The sequence below is a fragment of the Bradyrhizobium shewense genome, assembly GCF_900094605.1.
Taxonomy (GTDB): domain Bacteria; phylum Pseudomonadota; class Alphaproteobacteria; order Rhizobiales; family Xanthobacteraceae; genus Bradyrhizobium; species Bradyrhizobium shewense.
Map to the genome: position 1 here is coordinate 85582 of NZ_FMAI01000017.1, position 17334 is coordinate 102915.

Annotated in this window: 12 protein-coding genes; 6 read left to right on the plus strand and 6 right to left on the minus strand. The window is 63.6% G+C overall.

Going from position 1 to position 17334, the window contains the following annotated elements:
• Positions 1-156: 156 nt before the first annotated feature.
• The 3 genes from GA0061098_RS28220 to GA0061098_RS28230 all read right to left on the minus strand — a co-directional run bounded on the left by GA0061098_RS28220 (position 157) and on the right by GA0061098_RS28230 (position 3253).
• Entirely contained in the window at positions 157-813 is a 657-nt protein-coding gene (locus GA0061098_RS28220; RefSeq protein ID WP_091964353.1) for a glutathione S-transferase family protein, read from the minus strand.
• A complete protein-coding gene (locus GA0061098_RS28225; RefSeq protein WP_091964356.1) occupies positions 813-1976 on the minus strand; it encodes an acyl-CoA dehydrogenase family protein in 1164 nt (387 codons plus the stop codon). The genes GA0061098_RS28220 and GA0061098_RS28225 overlap by 1 nt, the downstream gene beginning before the upstream one ends.
• Before the next feature lie 140 nt (positions 1977-2116).
• Positions 2117-3253 carry an acyl-CoA dehydrogenase family protein gene (locus GA0061098_RS28230; protein ID WP_091964359.1) on the minus strand — a complete coding sequence of 379 codons (1137 nt, stop codon included), beginning with the start codon at positions 3251-3253 and terminating at the stop codon, positions 2117-2119.
• Positions 3254-3519: 266 nt separating this feature from the next.
• On the opposite strand from GA0061098_RS28230, the gene GA0061098_RS28235 reads away from it, so the two are divergent.
• Positions 3520-5070, plus strand: a complete 1551-nt coding sequence (locus GA0061098_RS28235; protein ID WP_091964362.1) for an acyl-CoA synthetase — start codon at positions 3520-3522, stop codon at positions 5068-5070.
• 75 nt (positions 5071-5145) lie between these two features.
• Positions 5146-6366, plus strand: a complete 1221-nt coding sequence (locus GA0061098_RS28240) for an ABC transporter substrate-binding protein (RefSeq protein WP_091964365.1) — start codon at positions 5146-5148, stop codon at positions 6364-6366.
• A 149-nt stretch (positions 6367-6515) separates the two neighbouring features.
• On the opposite strand, the gene GA0061098_RS28245 is transcribed toward GA0061098_RS28240, so the two are convergent.
• A complete protein-coding gene (locus GA0061098_RS28245) occupies positions 6516-8021 on the minus strand; it encodes a hypothetical protein (RefSeq protein WP_091964367.1) in 1506 nt (501 codons plus the stop codon).
• A 48-nt stretch (positions 8022-8069) separates the two neighbouring features.
• Positions 8070-8840 carry a helix-turn-helix domain-containing protein gene (locus GA0061098_RS28250; protein ID WP_091964371.1) on the minus strand — a complete coding sequence of 257 codons (771 nt, stop codon included), beginning with the start codon at positions 8838-8840 and terminating at the stop codon, positions 8070-8072.
• A gap of 185 nt (positions 8841-9025) precedes the next feature.
• On the opposite strand from GA0061098_RS28250, the gene GA0061098_RS28255 reads away from it, so the two are divergent.
• From GA0061098_RS28255 to GA0061098_RS28265, 3 genes are all read left to right on the plus strand, one after another.
• A complete protein-coding gene (locus tag GA0061098_RS28255) occupies positions 9026-11287 on the plus strand; it encodes a marine proteobacterial sortase target protein (protein WP_091964374.1) in 2262 nt (753 codons plus the stop codon).
• 126 nt (positions 11288-11413) lie between these two features.
• Positions 11414-11983, plus strand: a complete 570-nt coding sequence (locus GA0061098_RS28260; RefSeq protein WP_091964377.1) for a class GN sortase — start codon at positions 11414-11416, stop codon at positions 11981-11983.
• A gap of 163 nt (positions 11984-12146) precedes the next feature.
• Entirely contained in the window at positions 12147-13139 is a 993-nt protein-coding gene (locus GA0061098_RS28265) for a glycosyltransferase (RefSeq protein WP_091964380.1), read from the plus strand.
• An 11-nt stretch (positions 13140-13150) separates the two neighbouring features.
• Here GA0061098_RS28265 and GA0061098_RS28270 read toward each other — a convergent pair whose 3' ends face one another.
• Positions 13151-14797, minus strand: coding sequence for a glycosyltransferase family 2 protein (locus tag GA0061098_RS28270; RefSeq protein WP_245323667.1), 1647 nt, complete (start codon positions 14795-14797; stop codon positions 13151-13153).
• Between the two features lie 199 nt (positions 14798-14996).
• Between GA0061098_RS28270 and GA0061098_RS28275 the strand changes: the two genes are divergently transcribed.
• A complete protein-coding gene (locus GA0061098_RS28275; RefSeq protein ID WP_091964385.1) occupies positions 14997-17216 on the plus strand; it encodes an acetate--CoA ligase family protein in 2220 nt (739 codons plus the stop codon).
• Positions 17217-17334 lie beyond the last annotated feature (118 nt).

Consider the following 17334-nt stretch of genomic DNA (forward strand, 5'->3'; position numbering starts at 1 on the left):
GAGGTCACCTTAGCGGAAATTTGGGCGCTGTCACGACGCGATAGCGCTGTCATAAACCATGCGCCGTCGTTCCGGGGCGGTCCATTGGACCGAACCCGAAACCTCGAGATTCCGGAGTTCGATGCTGCGCATCGCCCCGGAATGACGACCTAAAACTTATGCCCGCACTCTTGGTGCAACATTCTGCTCGGCACCAGCCTTCTGTTCCGCAGCCACGGCGCGCTTGAAACCGTCCCGCTGCTGCAGGCGCGCCCAATAGGCTGCGACATTTGGCCCAAAATCCTTGGCGAGCCCGATATTGTCGGCCAGCCGAAGCGCATAACCGATGACAATGTCAGCGGCGGTGAAGCGGCCGGCGCACAATGCTTCGGCATTGGCCGTCGCTGCCTCGACGGCGCGCAACCGGCCCAGGAACCATTTTGCATAGTCGCCGGCAACCTGCGGATTGCGGCGCTCCTCCGGCTCGAGCTGGGTGTATCGGAGCACCAGCGTCTGCGGGAAGGTTAACGTGGCGTCGCTGAAATACATCCAGTTCAAGAACGCGCCATAGGCGGGATCTTCCGGCCCGACCATCAGCGGCGTCGGGCCATGCTTGATGCCGAGATAGTGGCAGATGCCGGAGGATTCGGTCATCTTCGTCTCGCCGTCCACCATGAAGGGTATCGTGCCGAGCGGATTGAGCGCCAGATATTCCTTGGCGAAGACCCGCGGCGGGAACGGCAGCATCTTCAGCTCATACGGCAGCCCCATCTCTTCCAGCATCCAGAGCGGGCGAAAGGAGCGCGCGGCGTCGCAGTGATAGAGCGTGATCATCAAGAGCTTCCTTTGCTGCCGGGCAGCGTGCCCATCATCTTGCATAGGACCATCAGCATGACCTCGTCGGCACCGCCGCCGATCGAGGTCAGGCGGCTGTCGCGATAGGCGCGGCTGACCGGCGTCTCGTTGGTAAAGCCCATTCCGCCCCAATATTGCAAGCAGGCGTCGGTGAGCTCGCGGCCGAGCCGGCCAGCCTTCAGCTTGGCCATGGTCGCAAGCTTGGTCACGTCCTCGCCGGCCACCAGCTGCTCGGCGGCACGATAGATCAGCGCGCGCAGCAGCTCGACCTCGGTCTGCATCTCCGCAAGCTTGAAGTGCACCACCTGGTTGTCGAGGATCGACTTCCCGAAGGCCTTGCGGTTGCGGGTATATTCGATGGTCTGATCGATGATGTATTCATGCGCCTTAAGACAAGCCGCCGCGCCCCAGAGCCGCTCCTCCTGGAATTGGATCATCTGGTAGGTAAAGCCCTTTCCCTCCTCGCCGATCCGGTTGCGCTTGGGGACACGGACATTGTCGAAGAAGATCTGCGCGGTGTCGGAGGAGCGCATTCCCATCTTGTCGAGCTTGCGGGCGATGATGACGCCCTTGCTCTTCATGGGCACGCAGATCAGCGACTTGTTGCGGTGAACGGGCCCGTCGCCGGTGTTGGCGAGCAGGCAGATCCAGTCGGCCTGGGTGCCGTTGGTGATCCACATCTTGCCGCCGGTGATGACGTAGTCATCGCCGTCGGAGCGTGCCTGGGTCTTGATCGAGGCGACGTCGGAGCCCGCGCCGGGCTCGGAGACGCCGATGCAGGCGACGAAATCGCCTGAGATCGAGGGCGTCAGAAATTCGCGCCGCACCTCGTCGGAGCCGAACCGCGCCAGCGCCGGCGTTGCCATGTCGGTTTGCACCCCGATCGCCATCGGCACGCCGCCGCAGGTGATGGCGCCAAGCTCCTCCGCCATCATCAGCGCATAGGAGTAGTCGAGGCCGGAGCCGCCGAACTCCACGGGCTTGTTCAGGCCGAGGAAGCCGAGGCTGCCCATCTTCTTGAACAGCTCGTGCGCCGGGAAGATGTCGGCCCTCTCCCAGTCATCGACATGAGGGTTGATCTCGTTCGCGATGAACTTTTGCAGGGAGCGGCGGATGTCGTCGTGGTCGGCGGTGAATAGCATTTTCTCTCTCAACCTCGTCATTCCGGGGCGACGCGAAGCGTCGAACTACGATGCGCAATTGCGCATCTGAGAATCTCGATATTGTTGGACCCATCTCCAGGTCCCGGGTTCGCGCTCTGCGCGCCCCGGGACGGCTCTCATCACAACCCCATCTGCCGGCTGGCCAGATCCTTCATGATCTCCTCGGTGCCGCCGCCGATGGCGTTGACCTTGACCTCGCGGTAGATGCGCTCGGCCTTGATGCCGCGCATGAAGCCGGCGCCGCCGAAGATCTGTACGGCTTCCGAGGCGCAGAAGGCCATGGTCTGCGTCGCCTGGTTCTTCATCATGCAGATTTCGGCGACCGGGCTCTCGCCCTGCTCGAGCCGCCAGGCCAGCATCTCCAGCATCGCCTGACTTGCGGCGACCTTCTGCGCCATGTCGACGATCTTGTGCCTGATGACCTGGTGCTGGGCGAGCGGCTTTCCGAAAGTCTTGCGTTCTTTGGCGTAGCCGATCGCCTCGTCGAGGCAAACCCGGGCGAAGGCGGTGCAGCCGGCCGCCATGCCCATGCGCTCGCTGTTGAAATTCTGCATGATGATCTTGAAGCCCTGGCCTTCCTCGCCGATCAAATTTTCGGCCGGCACGCGGCATTGGTCGAAATGCAGCGTCGCGGTGTCGGAGGCCCACCAGCCCATCTTCTTCAGCTTGGTTCGCGACAGGCCGGGCGTATCGCCCTCGATCAGGAGCAGGCTGACGCCGCCGGCACCTTCGCCGCCCGTGCGCACCGCAACGGTCAGATAGTCGGCGCGCACGCCTGAGGTGATGAAGGTCTTCTCACCGCTCACGACGTAGTGATCGCCGTCGCGCCGCGCCCTTGTGGCGAGGTTCGCGACATCGGAGCCGCCGCCCGGCTCGGTGATCGCGAGCGCGGAGATCTTGTCGCCTGACAGCACCTGCGGCAGCACGCGTGCCCTCACCTCCGGCCGTGCCGCCCGCGCAATCGGCGGCGAGCCGATGGTGTGGCTCATCAGGCTGGCGCTGACGCCTCCGGCGCCCGCCCGCGCCAATTCCTGGCTCGCCACGATCTTCATGAACTGGTCGGCGGCGATCCCGCCATATTCCTCAGGGAATCCCAGCCCCAACAGGCCGATCTCGGCCGCCTTGCGATAGAGCGCGCGGGGGAATTCGCCGGCCTCGTCCCACTCATGGGCGAACGGGGAGATCTCCTTCTCGACGAAGCGGCGCATCATTTCGCGGAAGGCATCGTGCTCGGCGGTATAGAACGGGCTCTTCATCGCAGTCTCGCCTCGCGGACGGATTCGTCTCGTTCACCATGGCCGGAACATCGGCGGCTCACTTGCGCAGAGTGGCTGACTGAAGAACCACTGCGGCGCGGGCCATGGCCTAGCAACTCAACGCAAGACGATTTTGACCCCTCGCGCGCCAACTCCAAATCAAAAAAAGACGTCGATGCACCAACTCCGGCTGGCCCCAGGGCCACGCCGGGCATGGTGCACGGCAATAAGGATGCAGGCGGCAAAGACCGCCGAGGGAGGAATTCTTGGCCGTTCGTTACTACGACTGGATCATTCATCATGGCCGCCGCACGCCTGACAAGGTTGCGGTGATCGACCTCGCGAGCGAGCGGCGCTTCACCTATTCGCAGCTGGACGCCCGCGTCTCGCGCCTCGCCTCATTCCTGCGCCATACGCTGAACGTCTCACGCGGCGACCGCGTCGCGGTGCTGGCCCTGAACACGACCGATACGCTGGAGGTGCAGTTCGCCTGCGGCCGCCTCGGTGCCATCTTCGTGCCGCTGAATACCCGCCTCACCGTTCCCGAGCTTCAGTTCATCACCGGCGACTGCGCACCGAAGGTGATGATCCACGACACCGACCTCGCCGAGACCGCGCTTGCCGTCGCAAAGCTGTGCGGCATTGCAACCAGTCTGCTGCTCGGCCCCGGCGGGTCCTATGAGGCCGGCATTGCGGGCGCAAAGCCGCTCGAGGCGATCGAGCAGGTCACGCTCGATGACGTCTCGACCATCATGTACACGTCGGGCACGACGGGACATCCGAAGGGCGCGACCATTACCCATGGCATGACCTTCTGGAATTGCGTCAATCTCGGTGGCCCCGCCTGCATCGGGCCGTCCTCGGTGCTGCTCACCGTGCTGCCGCTGTTCCACACCGGCGGACTGAATTGCTACACCAATCCGGTGCTGCATGCCGGCGGCACCGTGATGATCATGCGCGCGTTCGACCCCGGTACCGCGCTCGGCCTGATCAACGATCCCGCGCAGGGCATCAACGTGTTCTTCGGCGTGCCCGCGATCTACCAGTTCATGGCGCAACACCCCGCCTTCGCGACGACCGATCTCGGCCGGCTGATCGTGGGCGGCGTCGGCGGCGCACCGATGCCGGTGCCGCTGCTGAAGGTCTGGGAGGCGCGCGGTGTCGCACTTCAGCAAGGCTATGGCATGACCGAGACCTCGCCGGCCGTGCTGGTGCTCGACCGCGAGGATGCGGCGCGCAAAGCCGGCTCCGCCGGCAAGCCTGTGCTGCACACCGAAGTGCGCATCGTGCGGCCCGACGGCAGCAACGCCGATGTCGGCGAGCTCGGTGAGCTCTGGGTCAAGGGGCCGAACATCACGCCGGGCTACTGGAACAGGCCGGAGGCGAACAAGACCTCCTTCACCGACGGCTGGCTGCACACCGGTGACGCGACGCGCGTCGACGAAGAGGGCTTCTACTACATCGTCGACCGCTGGAAGGACATGTACATTTCCGGCGGCGAGAACGTCTATCCGGCCGAGGTCGAGAACGTGCTGCACCAGCTCGCGGCCGTTGCCGAAGCTGCCGTGATCGGCATTTCCGATCCGCAATGGGGCGAAGTGGGCCTTGCCATCGTCGCGGTCAAGTCGGGCCAAAAGCTGACCGAGGCCGATGTCTTCGCGCATTGCGCGGCCAAGCTGGCGCGCTTCAAATGTCCGCGCCAGATCCGCTTCGTTGACGCGCTGCCCCGCAACGCCACGGGCAAGATCCACAAGCCGACCTTGCGCAAGGAGTTCTCGGCGGCCTCCGAAGTCGACAAGAAAGCCGCCAACGCCTGACCCAAGCGCCCCTCGCGGGCGCTTTTCTTTTTTGAAGTGCCTGCTCCACCCAACAAGAAACCCCAAGGAATTTCCATGAAGAACAAGAAACTCGTCCTCGCCGCGGCAACTGCCCTGACATTGCTCTCCACCCAGGGCGCTTTCGCGCAGAAGAAATACGACACCGGCGCCAGCGACACCGAGATCAAGATCGGCAATGTCGAGGCCTATTCCGGTCCCGCTTCCGCCTACGGCATCATCGGCAAGACCGAGGAAGCCTATTTCAAGATGGTCAACGATCAGGGCGGCATCAACGGCCGCAAGATCAACTGGATCTCTTACGATGACGGCTATTCGCCGCCCAAGACCGTGGAGCAGGTCCGCAAGCTGATCGAGAGCGACGAAGTGTTCCTGATCTTCAACGCGCTGGGCACCCCGACCCAGACCGCCGTGCAGAAATATCACAACGCCAAGAAGGTGCCGCAGCTGTTCCTCGCCACCGGCGCCAGCAAGTGGAACGACCCGAAGAATTTTCCCTGGACCATGGGCTTCCAGCCCAGCTACCGGGTCGAGGCCCGGATCTTCGCCAAATACATCCTGAAAGAGAAGCCTGACGCGAAGGTCGCGATCTTCTATGCCAACGACGATTTCGGCAAGGACTACCTCGCCGGCATCAAGGACGTGTTCGGTGAAAAGGCATCCAAGCTGATCGTGGCCGAAGAAAGCTACGAGACGTCGGAGCCGTCGATCGACGCCCATATCGTCAAGCTCAAGGGCACCGGCGCCGATGTTTTCGTGAACATCGCCACACCGAAATTCGCGGCCCAAGCCATCAAGAAGATCGCCGAGCTGGAGTGGAAGCCGATGCACCTGATGACGGACGTTTCGGTGTCGATCGGCGCGGTGATGAAGCCGGCCGGTCTCGAGGCATCCGAGGGCGTGCTGTCGGCGCACTACCTGAAGGATGCGTCGGATCCGCAATGGAAGGACGACGAGGGCATGAAGAAGTTCATGACCTTCATCGACAAGTACATGCCCGGCGCGAATATTTCGGACGCGAATCTCGTTTACGGCTATGCGGCGGCCCAGACGATGGTTCAGGTGCTGAAGCAGTCGGGCGACAACCTGACGCGTGAGAACGTGATGAAGCAGGCCGCCAGTCTCAAGGACTTCGTCCCTGACACGCTGATCCCGGGAATCAAGATCAACACCTCAACCACGGACTTCGCGCCGATCGAGCAGCTCAAAATGTGGCGCTTCAAGAAGGGCCAGTGGGAGCTGTTCGGCGACATCATTAGCGCGGAGGCCGGAGGCTAAAGCGCGATGCGATTAGAATGAATCGTCATCGCGCTTTAGGTTGTTGTTTAAGCATGATCTTTTCGGAAAACCGCTGCGCACTTTTCCGGATCATGCTTTAGCTCGACCGAAAGCACCCACTGAAACACCGAATAGCGGCCGAAGGGCCGCTATTCTTGTTCAGCGAGCAGCGCTGCCCTGCCGGCGATTTCGGCCTCGCCGCCCACGTCGATCGCCACGATGGACAGGCCGAGAGGACGCGAATCGCCGACGCCCCTGAGCACCGGGCATGACCACGCAAGGGTGGCGATACCTGATGGCGGCAGATCGAGGCTAAGCGTATAGCTGTCGCAGCCGATCACGATCGCGGCGGGATCGACAGGCGCGCCGTCGAGATAGAAATGCGCGCCGATCGCCTCAAGCGGCGCGCGAAGTGCCGGGCTTCGAATGCGGACGATGTTGCGGCCGGGCGGCCCCTCGATCCGCAGGGCAGCCTGCGGCTCGCTCCACCGGAAAGTGTGACCGGCGGAAGACTCTTCGGCATGGAAGCCGATCTGCGCAAGAACGTGCTTGCCCATGAGCCCTGCAGCGGGCCTGCCCTGTCGGGACAGGTGGGAAATGCAATCGAATCTCTGAAGCCTTATCAGTGCGGCGATGTAGCGCTTCATCCATCGGCCGATCGCCTCGCTCGACCCGATGCGCTCCAACGCCGTCAAGACCGTGTGTGCACGTATGACCCCCAGACGGGCTGCCGCACGCGTGCCGAGCCCGCCGAACAGAGCCGGTGCGACCCAGCGCAAAAAGGCACGCAGCATCTCATCGGGCCGCTTCCATCCCCGCCCCGCGAGGCTGTCGCGCACGAGTGCTTTCAATGCATGGCGGGCGAGCGAGGCATCGAACTCGCCCTGCTTGCTCCAGTCGAGCGGAATTTCCAGCAGCTCGCTGCCGGGATCGTCGCGCGCCTCACTGAGATAGCGTATCTGGCCCTGCACAAAATCGAGCGTAAAGGTCTCGAGCTCGTCGAGCCTGCCGACGTAGTAGTGATGGACGCAGGCTCCGTCCAGATAACCGATGACGTGACCGCGCGCATAATAGCTGGCGGCGAGCACCCATTCGGCAAAGTGACCCAGATCCGTGCGCAGGCCGCCGCACTCCTCGTAGACGTCGCGTCGTGTCACGAAACACTGATCGAGCACCTTGAGCCAAGGATGCACCTTCATGCCGAATTCGATGTCGGATTGGTACATCGCAGCTTCTGCCTCCGACAAGGCATTGTGGCAAACCGGGATCGAACGGCAGGAGAATCCCGACCAATCGGGATGATCTTCAATGGCGCGCAAGCAGAGTTCGAGCACGTCGGGTTCGGGACGGCAGTGTGATTCCGTGAAGAAAAGGTAGGAGCCGCGGGCCTTCGCCGCGCCCAGCGCACTCAACTCGATGTCGTGATTGGATTCGCTGTATTCGAGATGCGCATCGTGGCCGACGAGCGCCTCGATATCCGCGCGGAGTTGAGCGTCCGGCGGTACGGCGAGGATGATCTCATACAGAGACCTGTCTACACTCTGTGATGTCCAGCCGAGCCAGGATTGCCGCCACTGCCCGCGATGGTCGTCGAGCGGGATGATGATGGAGAACAGCGGAGATTCGCCGATGCATGGGGCGCGCGCGTTCTGCATACCCCCTTATAGACGCAGGCAACGCCATTCCGGATTCTTTCTTGCGGACTATACCGACAGAAACAGTGCGAAGGATTCTTCCACCGTGCGGCGCAGATGCTTTCCGTACAACGCATGGTTGGCGTCGCCGGGCCCGACCCTCCCCAGCGACGGCTTCGGGACGTTCCGGAGCGGTACGTAGGCGATCGGCGCTGCGATCGGCGTGAGCTGTGAACCAGGCCCGGCGCGGAGCGTCGAGATGATGCCGTACATCTCGCCGGCGACCGTCGGCCGCGACACCGTGATCACGCGATGCTGGCCGTGCTTGATGATGACGAGGTAGATGAAGCCTGACTGATGCGGGACGGCGACCTCGCCGGTATGCTCGTAGGCGGTATCGGTGCGATCGCCCTCCCGAAAGACCAGCGAAGACACCTTCGGCTCCCAGACGATCTCGGTACGGTACGCGAAGATCGCGTCCTTGTCGCCGAACGACGGCCGCAGCGTGATGTAGACGTCCTCGAGCCAGGTCACGGCGCGATGCGCATAGGAGCCAAGACTGTCGGGAGCGACATCGTTGGCGGCCTGAGGCGCCGCCACGACGGGGCTCTTGCGCAAGGAGACGCCCAGCGCCTGCTCCAGCCGGACCGTGGTCGCCAGCGTAAACGGCCGCCGGCCGCCGAGCACCTTCTCCAGCGTCGACAGGCTGAGCTTGGCCTGCTCGGCCAGCGTCTGCCGGGAGATCCGGCGCCTGGCGAGCTCCTCGCGAATGGTCTCGGCGATCTCGCGGCTCTGCTCGTCCGAAAGCTGCTTGTCGGTGAGTTTATCCTGCATCTGCATCGCTAACCCTGCTCCAGCACGGCCATTCTAGCAGGGCGGACAAGTCAGCACAAAACCGCACATGGGCGCCCCACGGCGGCCTGCCCGCGCCGGCCGCGGCGGAACATGACCGATCATTCTGCTCGCGAAATCGGCCCCCTCCAGCGAATGCTCAGAGCCAGCAAACGTCCTTCCGGAGCAGGCCAATGGACACCTACGATACAGCCGACAACGACGAGCACCCCATGTTGAAGGGGCTGATCAAGCTCGGATTGTTTCTTCTCGCGCAGGGCATCGCGGTGATGCTGATGGCCTTCGTGGCCCTGCTCGTCAGCTTCGGGACCAGTTGGTCGGCAACGACCGGGCAGGCCAGCCTGCTCCAGCCCGGCGACGCCAGGTCCGGCTCCCTCCTCCTGAAGGAGGATGGCGTCACCACCGAAGCGATCCGCCTCGGCATCGATGTCGACATCACGGCATCAGGCCCGACGCTGCGCGCGCGCGTCACCCAAATCTTCCGCAATCCGACCAAGGACTGGGTCGAAGCAACCTATGTCTATCCGCTCGCGACCGGCGGCGCCGTCGATACGCTGAAGATGGTGGTCGGCGACCGCGTCATCGTCGGAGACATCAAGGAGCGGCAGCAGGCCCGCGTGATCTACGAAGAGGCGCGCCGCACTGGTCAGAGGGCGGCGCTCACGGAGCAGGAGCGGCCGAACATCTTCACCAACTCGGTCGCCAATATCGGCCCCGGCGAGACCGTGCTGGTGCAGATCGAATATCAGGAACCCGTGCATCAATCCGGCAACGAATATTCACTGCGTCTGCCGCTGGTGGTCGGACCGCGCTACAATCCGGCGCCGATCGTGCAGAGCGTCGACTTCCGCAAGGACGGATCGGGCTGGGGCACGGCGACCTCGGACCCGGTACCGGACCGCGACCGCATCTCGCCGCCTGTGCTGGATCCCGCCAGGAATGCACCGGTCAATCCGACCAGCATCACGGTGCGCCTGAAGGCCGGCTTCGCGCTCGGTGAGGTCAGGAGTCACCACCATAAGGTCAAGATCGAGAGTCCGGACAACACGGCGCGTGTAATCACGCTCGCCGACGGCGTCGTCCCCGCCGACCGCGACTTCGAGCTGACCTGGAAGCCCGCCGACGAGAAAGCGCCGTCAGTCGGCCTGTTCCGCGAACATGTCGGTGATGCCGACTACCTGCTCGCCTTCGTCACTCCGCCCAGCGCCGAGCAGACGACACAAAAGCCGCTGCCGCGTGAGGTCGTGTTCGTGATCGACAATTCGGGGTCGATGGGCGGCACGTCGATTGTCCAGGCCAAGGCGAGCCTCGCCTACGCTCTGTCTCGCCTCCAGCCGACCGACCGTTTCAACGTCATCCGCTTCGACGATACCATGGACGTGCTGTTTCCTGCCTCCGTGCCTGCAGACGCCGCCCATGTCGGTGATGCCACCTCGTTCGTGAGCGCGTTGCAGGCACGCGGCGGCACCGAGATGGTGCCGGCAATGCGCGCCGCGCTGGCCGACAAGCTCGGCGACACCGGCATGGTTCGCCAGGTCGTCTTCCTCACCGACGGCGCAATCGGCAACGAGCAGCAATTGTTCGAAACGATCACGACGATGCGCGGCCGCTCGCGCGTCTTCATGGTCGGCATCGGGTCGGCGCCCAACACCTATCTGATGACCCGCGCCGCCGAGCTCGGCCGCGGTGCCTTCACCCATATCGGTTCCGTCGAGCAGGTGGAGGAGCGCATGCGCGGCTTGTTCGCCAAGCTCGAAAACCCGGCCGTGACCGGCCTTACCGCGAAATTCTCCGAGACCAACGCCGACGTGACCCCGGCGATGATCCCCGACGTCTATCGCGACGAGCCGCTGGTGCTGGCAGCAAAGCTCGACAAGCTCGCAGGCTCGCTCGAGATCAAGGGGCGGGTCGGCGATCGTCCATGGTCGGTAACGCTGCCGCTGCAAAATGCCGCCGAAGGCAACGGCCTGTCGAAACTCTGGGCCAGGCGCAAGATCGGTGACGCCGAAGTGGCGCGCGCCATGCGGGAGCTCGCGCCCGAGGAGGCCGACAAGGCGATCCTGGCGCTGGCGCTCGACCATCAGATCGTTACGCGCCTGACCAGCCTTGTCGCCATCGACAAGACGCCGAGCCGGCCCGAAGGCGCGCCGCTCAAGCTCAGCGAATTGCCGATCAACCTGCCGGCCGGCTGGGAGTTCGAGAAGGTGTTCGGCGAACGGCCGCAGATCCCCTCGCAGTTGCGTGAACGCCACGCCGATGCGCGCACCTCACCCGCCGCGCGGCGTCCGACACCCGCAGCGCCTGACGCGATCCGTCTGCCCAAGACAGCAACTTCAGCCGAGCTGAAGATGATCGCAGGCCTGATCCTGATCGTGCTCGCCCTGATCCTGTTCGTGTTCAACCGGCGTCGGCTCTTGCTCACCGACGCCGCTTGAGAGAGGAGCCTCCCCGAACTCCTCTGTTAGCGCGCGCGGCTGCCCGTCCCATACCAACGGCCGCGCGCGTCTTTTTCCAGTCATTGCGAGGAGCGACGCGACGAAGCAATGACGAGAGTAGATGTCATGCCCCGCCTCTTATCTCCCCTGGTTCTGGCACTGATCGGTCTCATCCTGTTTGGCGACGGCGCCTACATCCATGCCAAGGCGTGGCTGGCGCAGGTGCTGCTGGAGCGCGCGTTCGACAAGAGCCTCGCGACGGGCGAGGTGATCAAACCATGGGCATGGGCCGATACCTGGCCGGTCGCGCGGATCGAGGTGAAGCGGATAGGCGCCAGCGCGATCGTGCTGGAAGGTACGAGCGGCCAGGCGCTTGCCTTCGGGCCGGGCCATATCAGCCGAACGGCTGATGCGGGCGAGCGCGGTGTTGCCGTATATGCAGCGCATCGTGACACACATTTCCGCTTCTTGCGAAATGTTGCAGTCGGAGACATCGTTGAGATCACCCGCCGCGACGGCAAGCATTTTCGCTATCGGGCGGATTCTTCAGCCGTTGTCCGTTTCGACGCGTCGGGCATCGATCCCTCAGCGCAGGGCGCGGAACTCGTGCTCGCGACCTGCTGGCCATTCGACGCCGTTACGTCCGGCCCGGAGCGCTATGTCCTGCATGCCACCTTGATCGAAACGCGTGAATAGCGGTTCGCAATCGGCCCGTCCGGGAACGATCGAGCCCTCTCAAACCGCGCCTGACACGCCGGTCCATCGCGTTTGACGCGACCGTGAACTGGCGCCGCCGACCAGAGACCTGTAAGAAGGTCCCATTGATTTTTGGACGTTGTAATTTGCGAAAGCTCGATGGATGGACGACGAGTTCAGGCGGCGCCTCGAACAGCGAATGGAGCAGCTCGAAAATCGCGTCGCGCTGCTGGAAAGGAATCAGGATCTCATCGCCGCCGGGCAAAGGCGCTCCTCGCTCCGGAGCCTCTGGCGGCGTCCGCCGATGTGGACCTTCGAGCAATATCCTCCGCGCCTGCTCAACCTGACGGCCTTCCCGCCAGCACCCTCGATCCACGAGAATGCACCGCGGATCGCGATGGTCACACCGAGCTACAACCAGACGCAATATCTCGGCGCCACGATCGACAGCATCGTGAGCCAGAACTATCCTAACCTGTATTACCACGTGCAGGACGGCGCCTCGATCGACGGCACCGCTGACCTCCTGAAGAGCCGCGGCGAGAGCATCAGCTGGAAGAGCGAGCCTGACAGCGGACAATCGAACGCCATCAATCTCGGCTTCGCCGGCGTCGACAGCGAGATCATGGCCTATCTCAACAGCGACGACATGCTGCTGCCGGGGACACTGGCCTATGTCGCCAACTACTTCACGTCGCATCCCCATGTCGACATCGTCTATGGCCATCGCGTCTTCGTCGATCGCGAGGGACTCGAGGTCGGCCGTGCCGTGCTGCCGCCCCATGACGGGCGCGCGCTGCAATATGCCGACTATATCCCGCAGGAGACGATGTTCTGGCGCAGGCGCGTGTGGGACAGAATCGGTCCGATCGACGAAAGCTTCCACTACGCGATGGATTGGGACTTCATCCTGCGGGCGCAGGCCGCGGGATTCAAATTCGTGCGCCTGCCGCGATTTCTCGCCTGCTTCCGAATCCATGATGCCCAGAAGACGGCATCGACCTACGCGATCGGCGTCCGGGAGATGGGCATCCTGCGGCGCCGCGCTCTCGGCTTCGATCCGACACAGATTCAGATTCGCCGCGCCATCGCCCCCTATCTCGCGAGGCAGGTCGTCTTTCACTACGCCCACAAGCTGAGCCTGCTAGGATACTGAGCGGGCGGCGATCACCCACCTCGTGCCGCACGGACATCGTGATCGAGCCAGATCCGCTCGAGCCCGATGCCGAGAGGTCGCGCGTCGGAGCTCAGTCCGAGATCCGCGGGCGAGCGTGGATCGGATAGCGACAGCCTGATGGTCAACGTCCCGTCGGCGGCAATCGCGGCGGGATCGAGCATCAATCTGCGCAAGCCCGCGAACGCCTCTCTCGAGAATGTCAGTTGCTGCGGCGCTCCGTTGCCGACGCGGCAGGCCGCCCGCAATTGCGGATTTCTGTCGGAAACGAAGGCCCGGCACGCCAGCACAAGCTCGACCGGCCGTGACGGAATGGGATGGACCTCGAACCGGAGCACGCAATTCCTGGCAATGGACCAGGTGCCCCATTGCTCCGGCTCGCTCCATCCCTCGATCAACGCGGCGACGCCCGCTCCGCCATGCGCGAATTCGAGCTCCTTTGCGCCGAGGACCGGCGCGGACACGGGAGCCTTCAGAGCGGCCGGATCGAACGGCCCCTGATCCGGAACGAACTGCGCGATCACGCGCACTGCGTCCGCAATCGAATTGAGCCCAAGCGCAGAACCATCCAGCTCGTAAACCACACGGTTCGGTCCGGTCACGCGAACGCCCCCGCGGGGTGGCGGCCGATCCGCAAGGCGGGCAGGAATGATGATGTCGGCAACGTCGAATCCATGCGTGCGGGCGAGTTCGCCGATGGTCTGCACGGTCCGATCATACAGGGGCGGCCGATGGTTGATGTCGGTCGCGAGCGCCTGTGCCAGCGCCTTGAAGTCGAGCCGCACATCGCCGTGATCCGCCAGCAGCAGACGCTTGAGGACAAGCATGTCCTTGGCGATGAAGAGCTGAAGGGCGTTGAGATCGGGGAGTTGGGGATCCTCGTCAATGGGTCCGAAATCGCGCGCCCCTCGCGGCGTCTCGAGCAGATCAGCGGTCTCGAAGAACAGCGCGTGACCGGTGCTGTGCTGCGAGAACCCGGCCATGCTCAGAGGCCGCGACAGTCGGATGAAACTGTCGGTCAGCGCAGCGTTGGCGATACCGGACGCCACGTCGGGCGATAGACCGATGAAGTAGCGCCCACCGATCGCACGCATCCGATCGATGATGCTGCGGCGGACGAACGAATTGTAGATCATCGGCAGATGCGCATAGTTCGCCTGGAAACCGAAGATGCGCCTCAGTTCGTCGCGCGACGAAACTCGCTGTGCGGACGAGGTCAGGTCGATCTCGGCGAGCAGCCGGTTGCGGAAGGCCGGATGATAGTAGCTCGGCCAGTGATAGGTGTAGGCGCTCCAGCTCAGGAGATCGATGTTTCGGCCGGAGAGCATCTCCGATGCCGTGGTACATGCATAGGGCATCAGCCCGTCGTCGTCGCCGATGAAGGCGACGTACTCGCCCGAGGCATGGCCGAGCGCCGCCTCCCAATTGTCGGTCATGGTCAGAACGGTCTCGCTGGCAAAATGCCTGAAGCGATCGTCCTGGAGGTCTGCGACGATCTTCTCAATCTCGGGATTGCCGCCATTGTTCTGAACGATGAACTCGCAATCTGCATGCGCAGGCTGGCACGCCATGGTCGCGAGCGCATGGCGAAGCGTGTCGGGACGATCGAGGGTCGGCACCACGATGGACAGCAGCGGCATGATCACCATTTGAGAGAATGAGGGTCACGGTTTCCTAGCATCTTGCCGGACCGTTCGCACTTTCGCCAAAAGTCTCGTGATGCTAGCCTCATCGCCAAATCCTGCCCATTCCGTCTCGCGGCATGGAGCGGCCACGATCAGCCCCAAAAGCCGGCGCGCGGGGCGCGCGTTGCAACAAGAACAAGAAGTGAGGAAGCGCATGGAAGCTCAAGTGCCCGCCGCATCGGTTTCTCCGCGCCCATGGTCTCCATCGCCCGACGCCGGAGAGATCGTCAAGGGCATCCATGCCATGCTGCACCCGCACAACATCGTGCTGGTGGGCGCGACCGACAAGCCTGGCAATTATGCCGAACGAATCTGGAATAATCTGATCAAGTACGGTTACGAGGGCGGCCTCTATCCGGTCAACGCCAAGCGGGAAACCATCTGGGGCGTCCCCTGCTACAAGGACTTTGCGAGCCTCCCGGAAAAGCCGGATCACGTTCTGGTGCTGGTGCCGGCGCGCTTTGCCGTACAGGTGATCCGCGATGCCGCTGCCGCCGGCGCACGGTCGGCCACCATCGTCACCTCGGGCTTCAGCGAGTTGCAGGACGAGGAAAGCCAGAAGCTCGCGGCCGAATTGCAAGCGGCGATACGTGAGACGGGACTTGCCGTCACCGGCCCGAATTGCCTCGGCAACTTGAGCGCCGGCGAAAAGCTCTTCACCAACATCGACGATCGTGTCGTCACCATGGAACAGGGCGCGGTGGCGATCGCCGGGCAGTCCGGCGCCATCGTCATGGCGATCCGCCAGGCCCTGGAGGATCGAGGTGTCGGCGTCGGCTACATGGTGACCTCAGGCAATGAGGCAGGACTCGAGACGCCGGACCTGATGCGCTATTTCGCCGAGGATCCAAGCATCAAGGTGATCGTCGTCTACCTCGAAGGCGTGCGCAACACCAAGGCCTTTCGCGAGGCCTGCAAGGCAGCGCGCGCTGCCAGCAAGCCGGTGATCGCACTCAAGCTCGGTTCGTCCGAGGGTGGCCGCGCCGCGGCGATGGCACATACGGGTGCGCTTGCAGGCTCGATCGAGACGTTCGACGCCATTGCAACGCGCGAAGGCGTCATCCGCGTCGGCGGGCTCGACGAACTGATCGAGACCACCGAATGCTTCGTTCATTGCGGCGTGCCCAAGGGCGACCGGCTCGCGGCCGTCACGCTGTCCGGCGGCAAGCGCGGCATGCTGCTTGACGCCTTCTATGCCGAGGGCCTGAACTTTGCGCCGCTCAGCCCGCACGTCGGCTCCGAACTGGCAAAGATGCTCGGGCCGGGGTCGATCGTCGGCAACCCGCTCGACGCCGGCTTTGCCGCGGTGGTCGATCCCTCCGTCTACATGAAGTCGATCAAGCTGATGATCGACGACCCCGATATCGACATCGTCATCGTCGATGCCGAGCTGCCGAAAGCCCCGCACGAGCTTCGCGAGCGCAATTTGCGCATCGTCGACGACATGGCGCGCCAGGGCGGCAAGCCCGTGATCTATATCAGCGCGATGTCGATCGGCTTCACCGAGTTCACCAAGACCTTGCGCAAATCGCTGCCGCATCTCGCGGTCATGCAGGGCATGGACCGGGCGGTGACTGCAATCAAGTCGCTGCTGGACTACGCCAGGCTGCGCAAGGAGGTGCCCGATATCGTCCCGAGCTCGAAACCTGCCGCGCGCGCCGTGCTGGAGAAGGCGCTGAGATCGGCGAGCGGCGCCGCACTCGACGAGGTCGCCTCGAAGAAGCTCCTGAAGGCCTATGGCATTCCGATCTCGAAGGAAGCCATCGCGCAGACGGCAGCCGAGGCGGTGAAGATCGCCAAGCAGATCGGCTTTCCGGTCGTGGCAAAACTCGTCAGCGCCGAGATCCTGCACAAATCCGACATCGGCGGCGTGGTGCTGAACCTCAACAGTGCCGCCGAGGTGAAGAAGGCGTTCGCCGATATCACCGCCCGGGTGAGCAAGTTGCAAGGCAAGCCCAAGCTGGACGGCATCCTGATCGCGCAGCAGGTCAAGGCCGAGCTCGAGCTCGTCGTCGGCGCCTCGCTCGATGCCGAGATGGGACCTGTCGTGCTGTTCGGCACCGGCGGCATCGACATCGAGCTGATGAAAGACGTCGCGCTCGCCGGCGCGCCGCTGGACGAGGCCGAGGCGCGGCTCCTGATCGGCCGCACCAAGGCCGGCATCAAGCTGCGCGGCTATCGCGGCAAGCCGGCCCTGCACGAGGCCTCCGCGGTGAAGGCGCTGGTCGGCCTGTCCAATTTGATCGCGGATGCCGGCAACCGGATCGCCTCGATCGACATCAACCCGTTCCTGATCAACACCAGGACAGGCGTAGCGGTCGATGCCCTGATCGTGCTGAACAATGCTGCTGCAAGGCGGGTTGCCGGGCATTGAGGCCGTAGGGCGGATTAGCGTCAGCGTAATCCGCCAATTTACACGACTGCTGAGGCGAAAACGGCGGGTTACGCTTCGCTAACCCGCCCTACGTACCATTGGGGCTCCTTCCAACCTG

What these genes read in the sequence shown, in the direction of transcription:
- GA0061098_RS28220 (WP_091964353.1), bottom strand. Translation starts at nt 813, where the DNA reads ATGATCACGCTCTATCACTGCGACGCCGCGCGCTCCTTTCGCCCGCTC.
- GA0061098_RS28225 (WP_091964356.1), bottom strand. Translation starts at nt 1,976, where the DNA reads ATGCTATTCACCGCCGACCACGACGACATCCGCCGCTCCCTGCAAAAG.
- GA0061098_RS28230 (WP_091964359.1), bottom strand. Translation starts at nt 3,253, where the DNA reads ATGAAGAGCCCGTTCTATACCGCCGAGCACGATGCCTTCCGCGAAATG.
- GA0061098_RS28240 (WP_091964365.1), top strand. Translation starts at nt 5,146, where the DNA reads ATGAAGAACAAGAAACTCGTCCTCGCCGCGGCAACTGCCCTGACATTG.
- GA0061098_RS28245 (WP_091964367.1), bottom strand. Translation starts at nt 8,021, where the DNA reads ATGCAGAACGCGCGCGCCCCATGCATCGGCGAATCTCCGCTGTTCTCC.
- GA0061098_RS28250 (WP_091964371.1), bottom strand. Translation starts at nt 8,840, where the DNA reads ATGCAGATGCAGGATAAACTCACCGACAAGCAGCTTTCGGACGAGCAG.
- GA0061098_RS28255 (WP_091964374.1), top strand. Translation starts at nt 9,026, where the DNA reads ATGGACACCTACGATACAGCCGACAACGACGAGCACCCCATGTTGAAG.
- GA0061098_RS28260 (WP_091964377.1), top strand. Translation starts at nt 11,414, where the DNA reads ATGCCCCGCCTCTTATCTCCCCTGGTTCTGGCACTGATCGGTCTCATC.
- GA0061098_RS28265 (WP_091964380.1), top strand. Translation starts at nt 12,147, where the DNA reads ATGGACGACGAGTTCAGGCGGCGCCTCGAACAGCGAATGGAGCAGCTC.
- GA0061098_RS28270 (WP_245323667.1), bottom strand. Translation starts at nt 14,797, where the DNA reads ATGCCGCTGCTGTCCATCGTGGTGCCGACCCTCGATCGTCCCGACACG.
- GA0061098_RS28275 (WP_091964385.1), top strand. Translation starts at nt 14,997, where the DNA reads ATGGAAGCTCAAGTGCCCGCCGCATCGGTTTCTCCGCGCCCATGGTCT.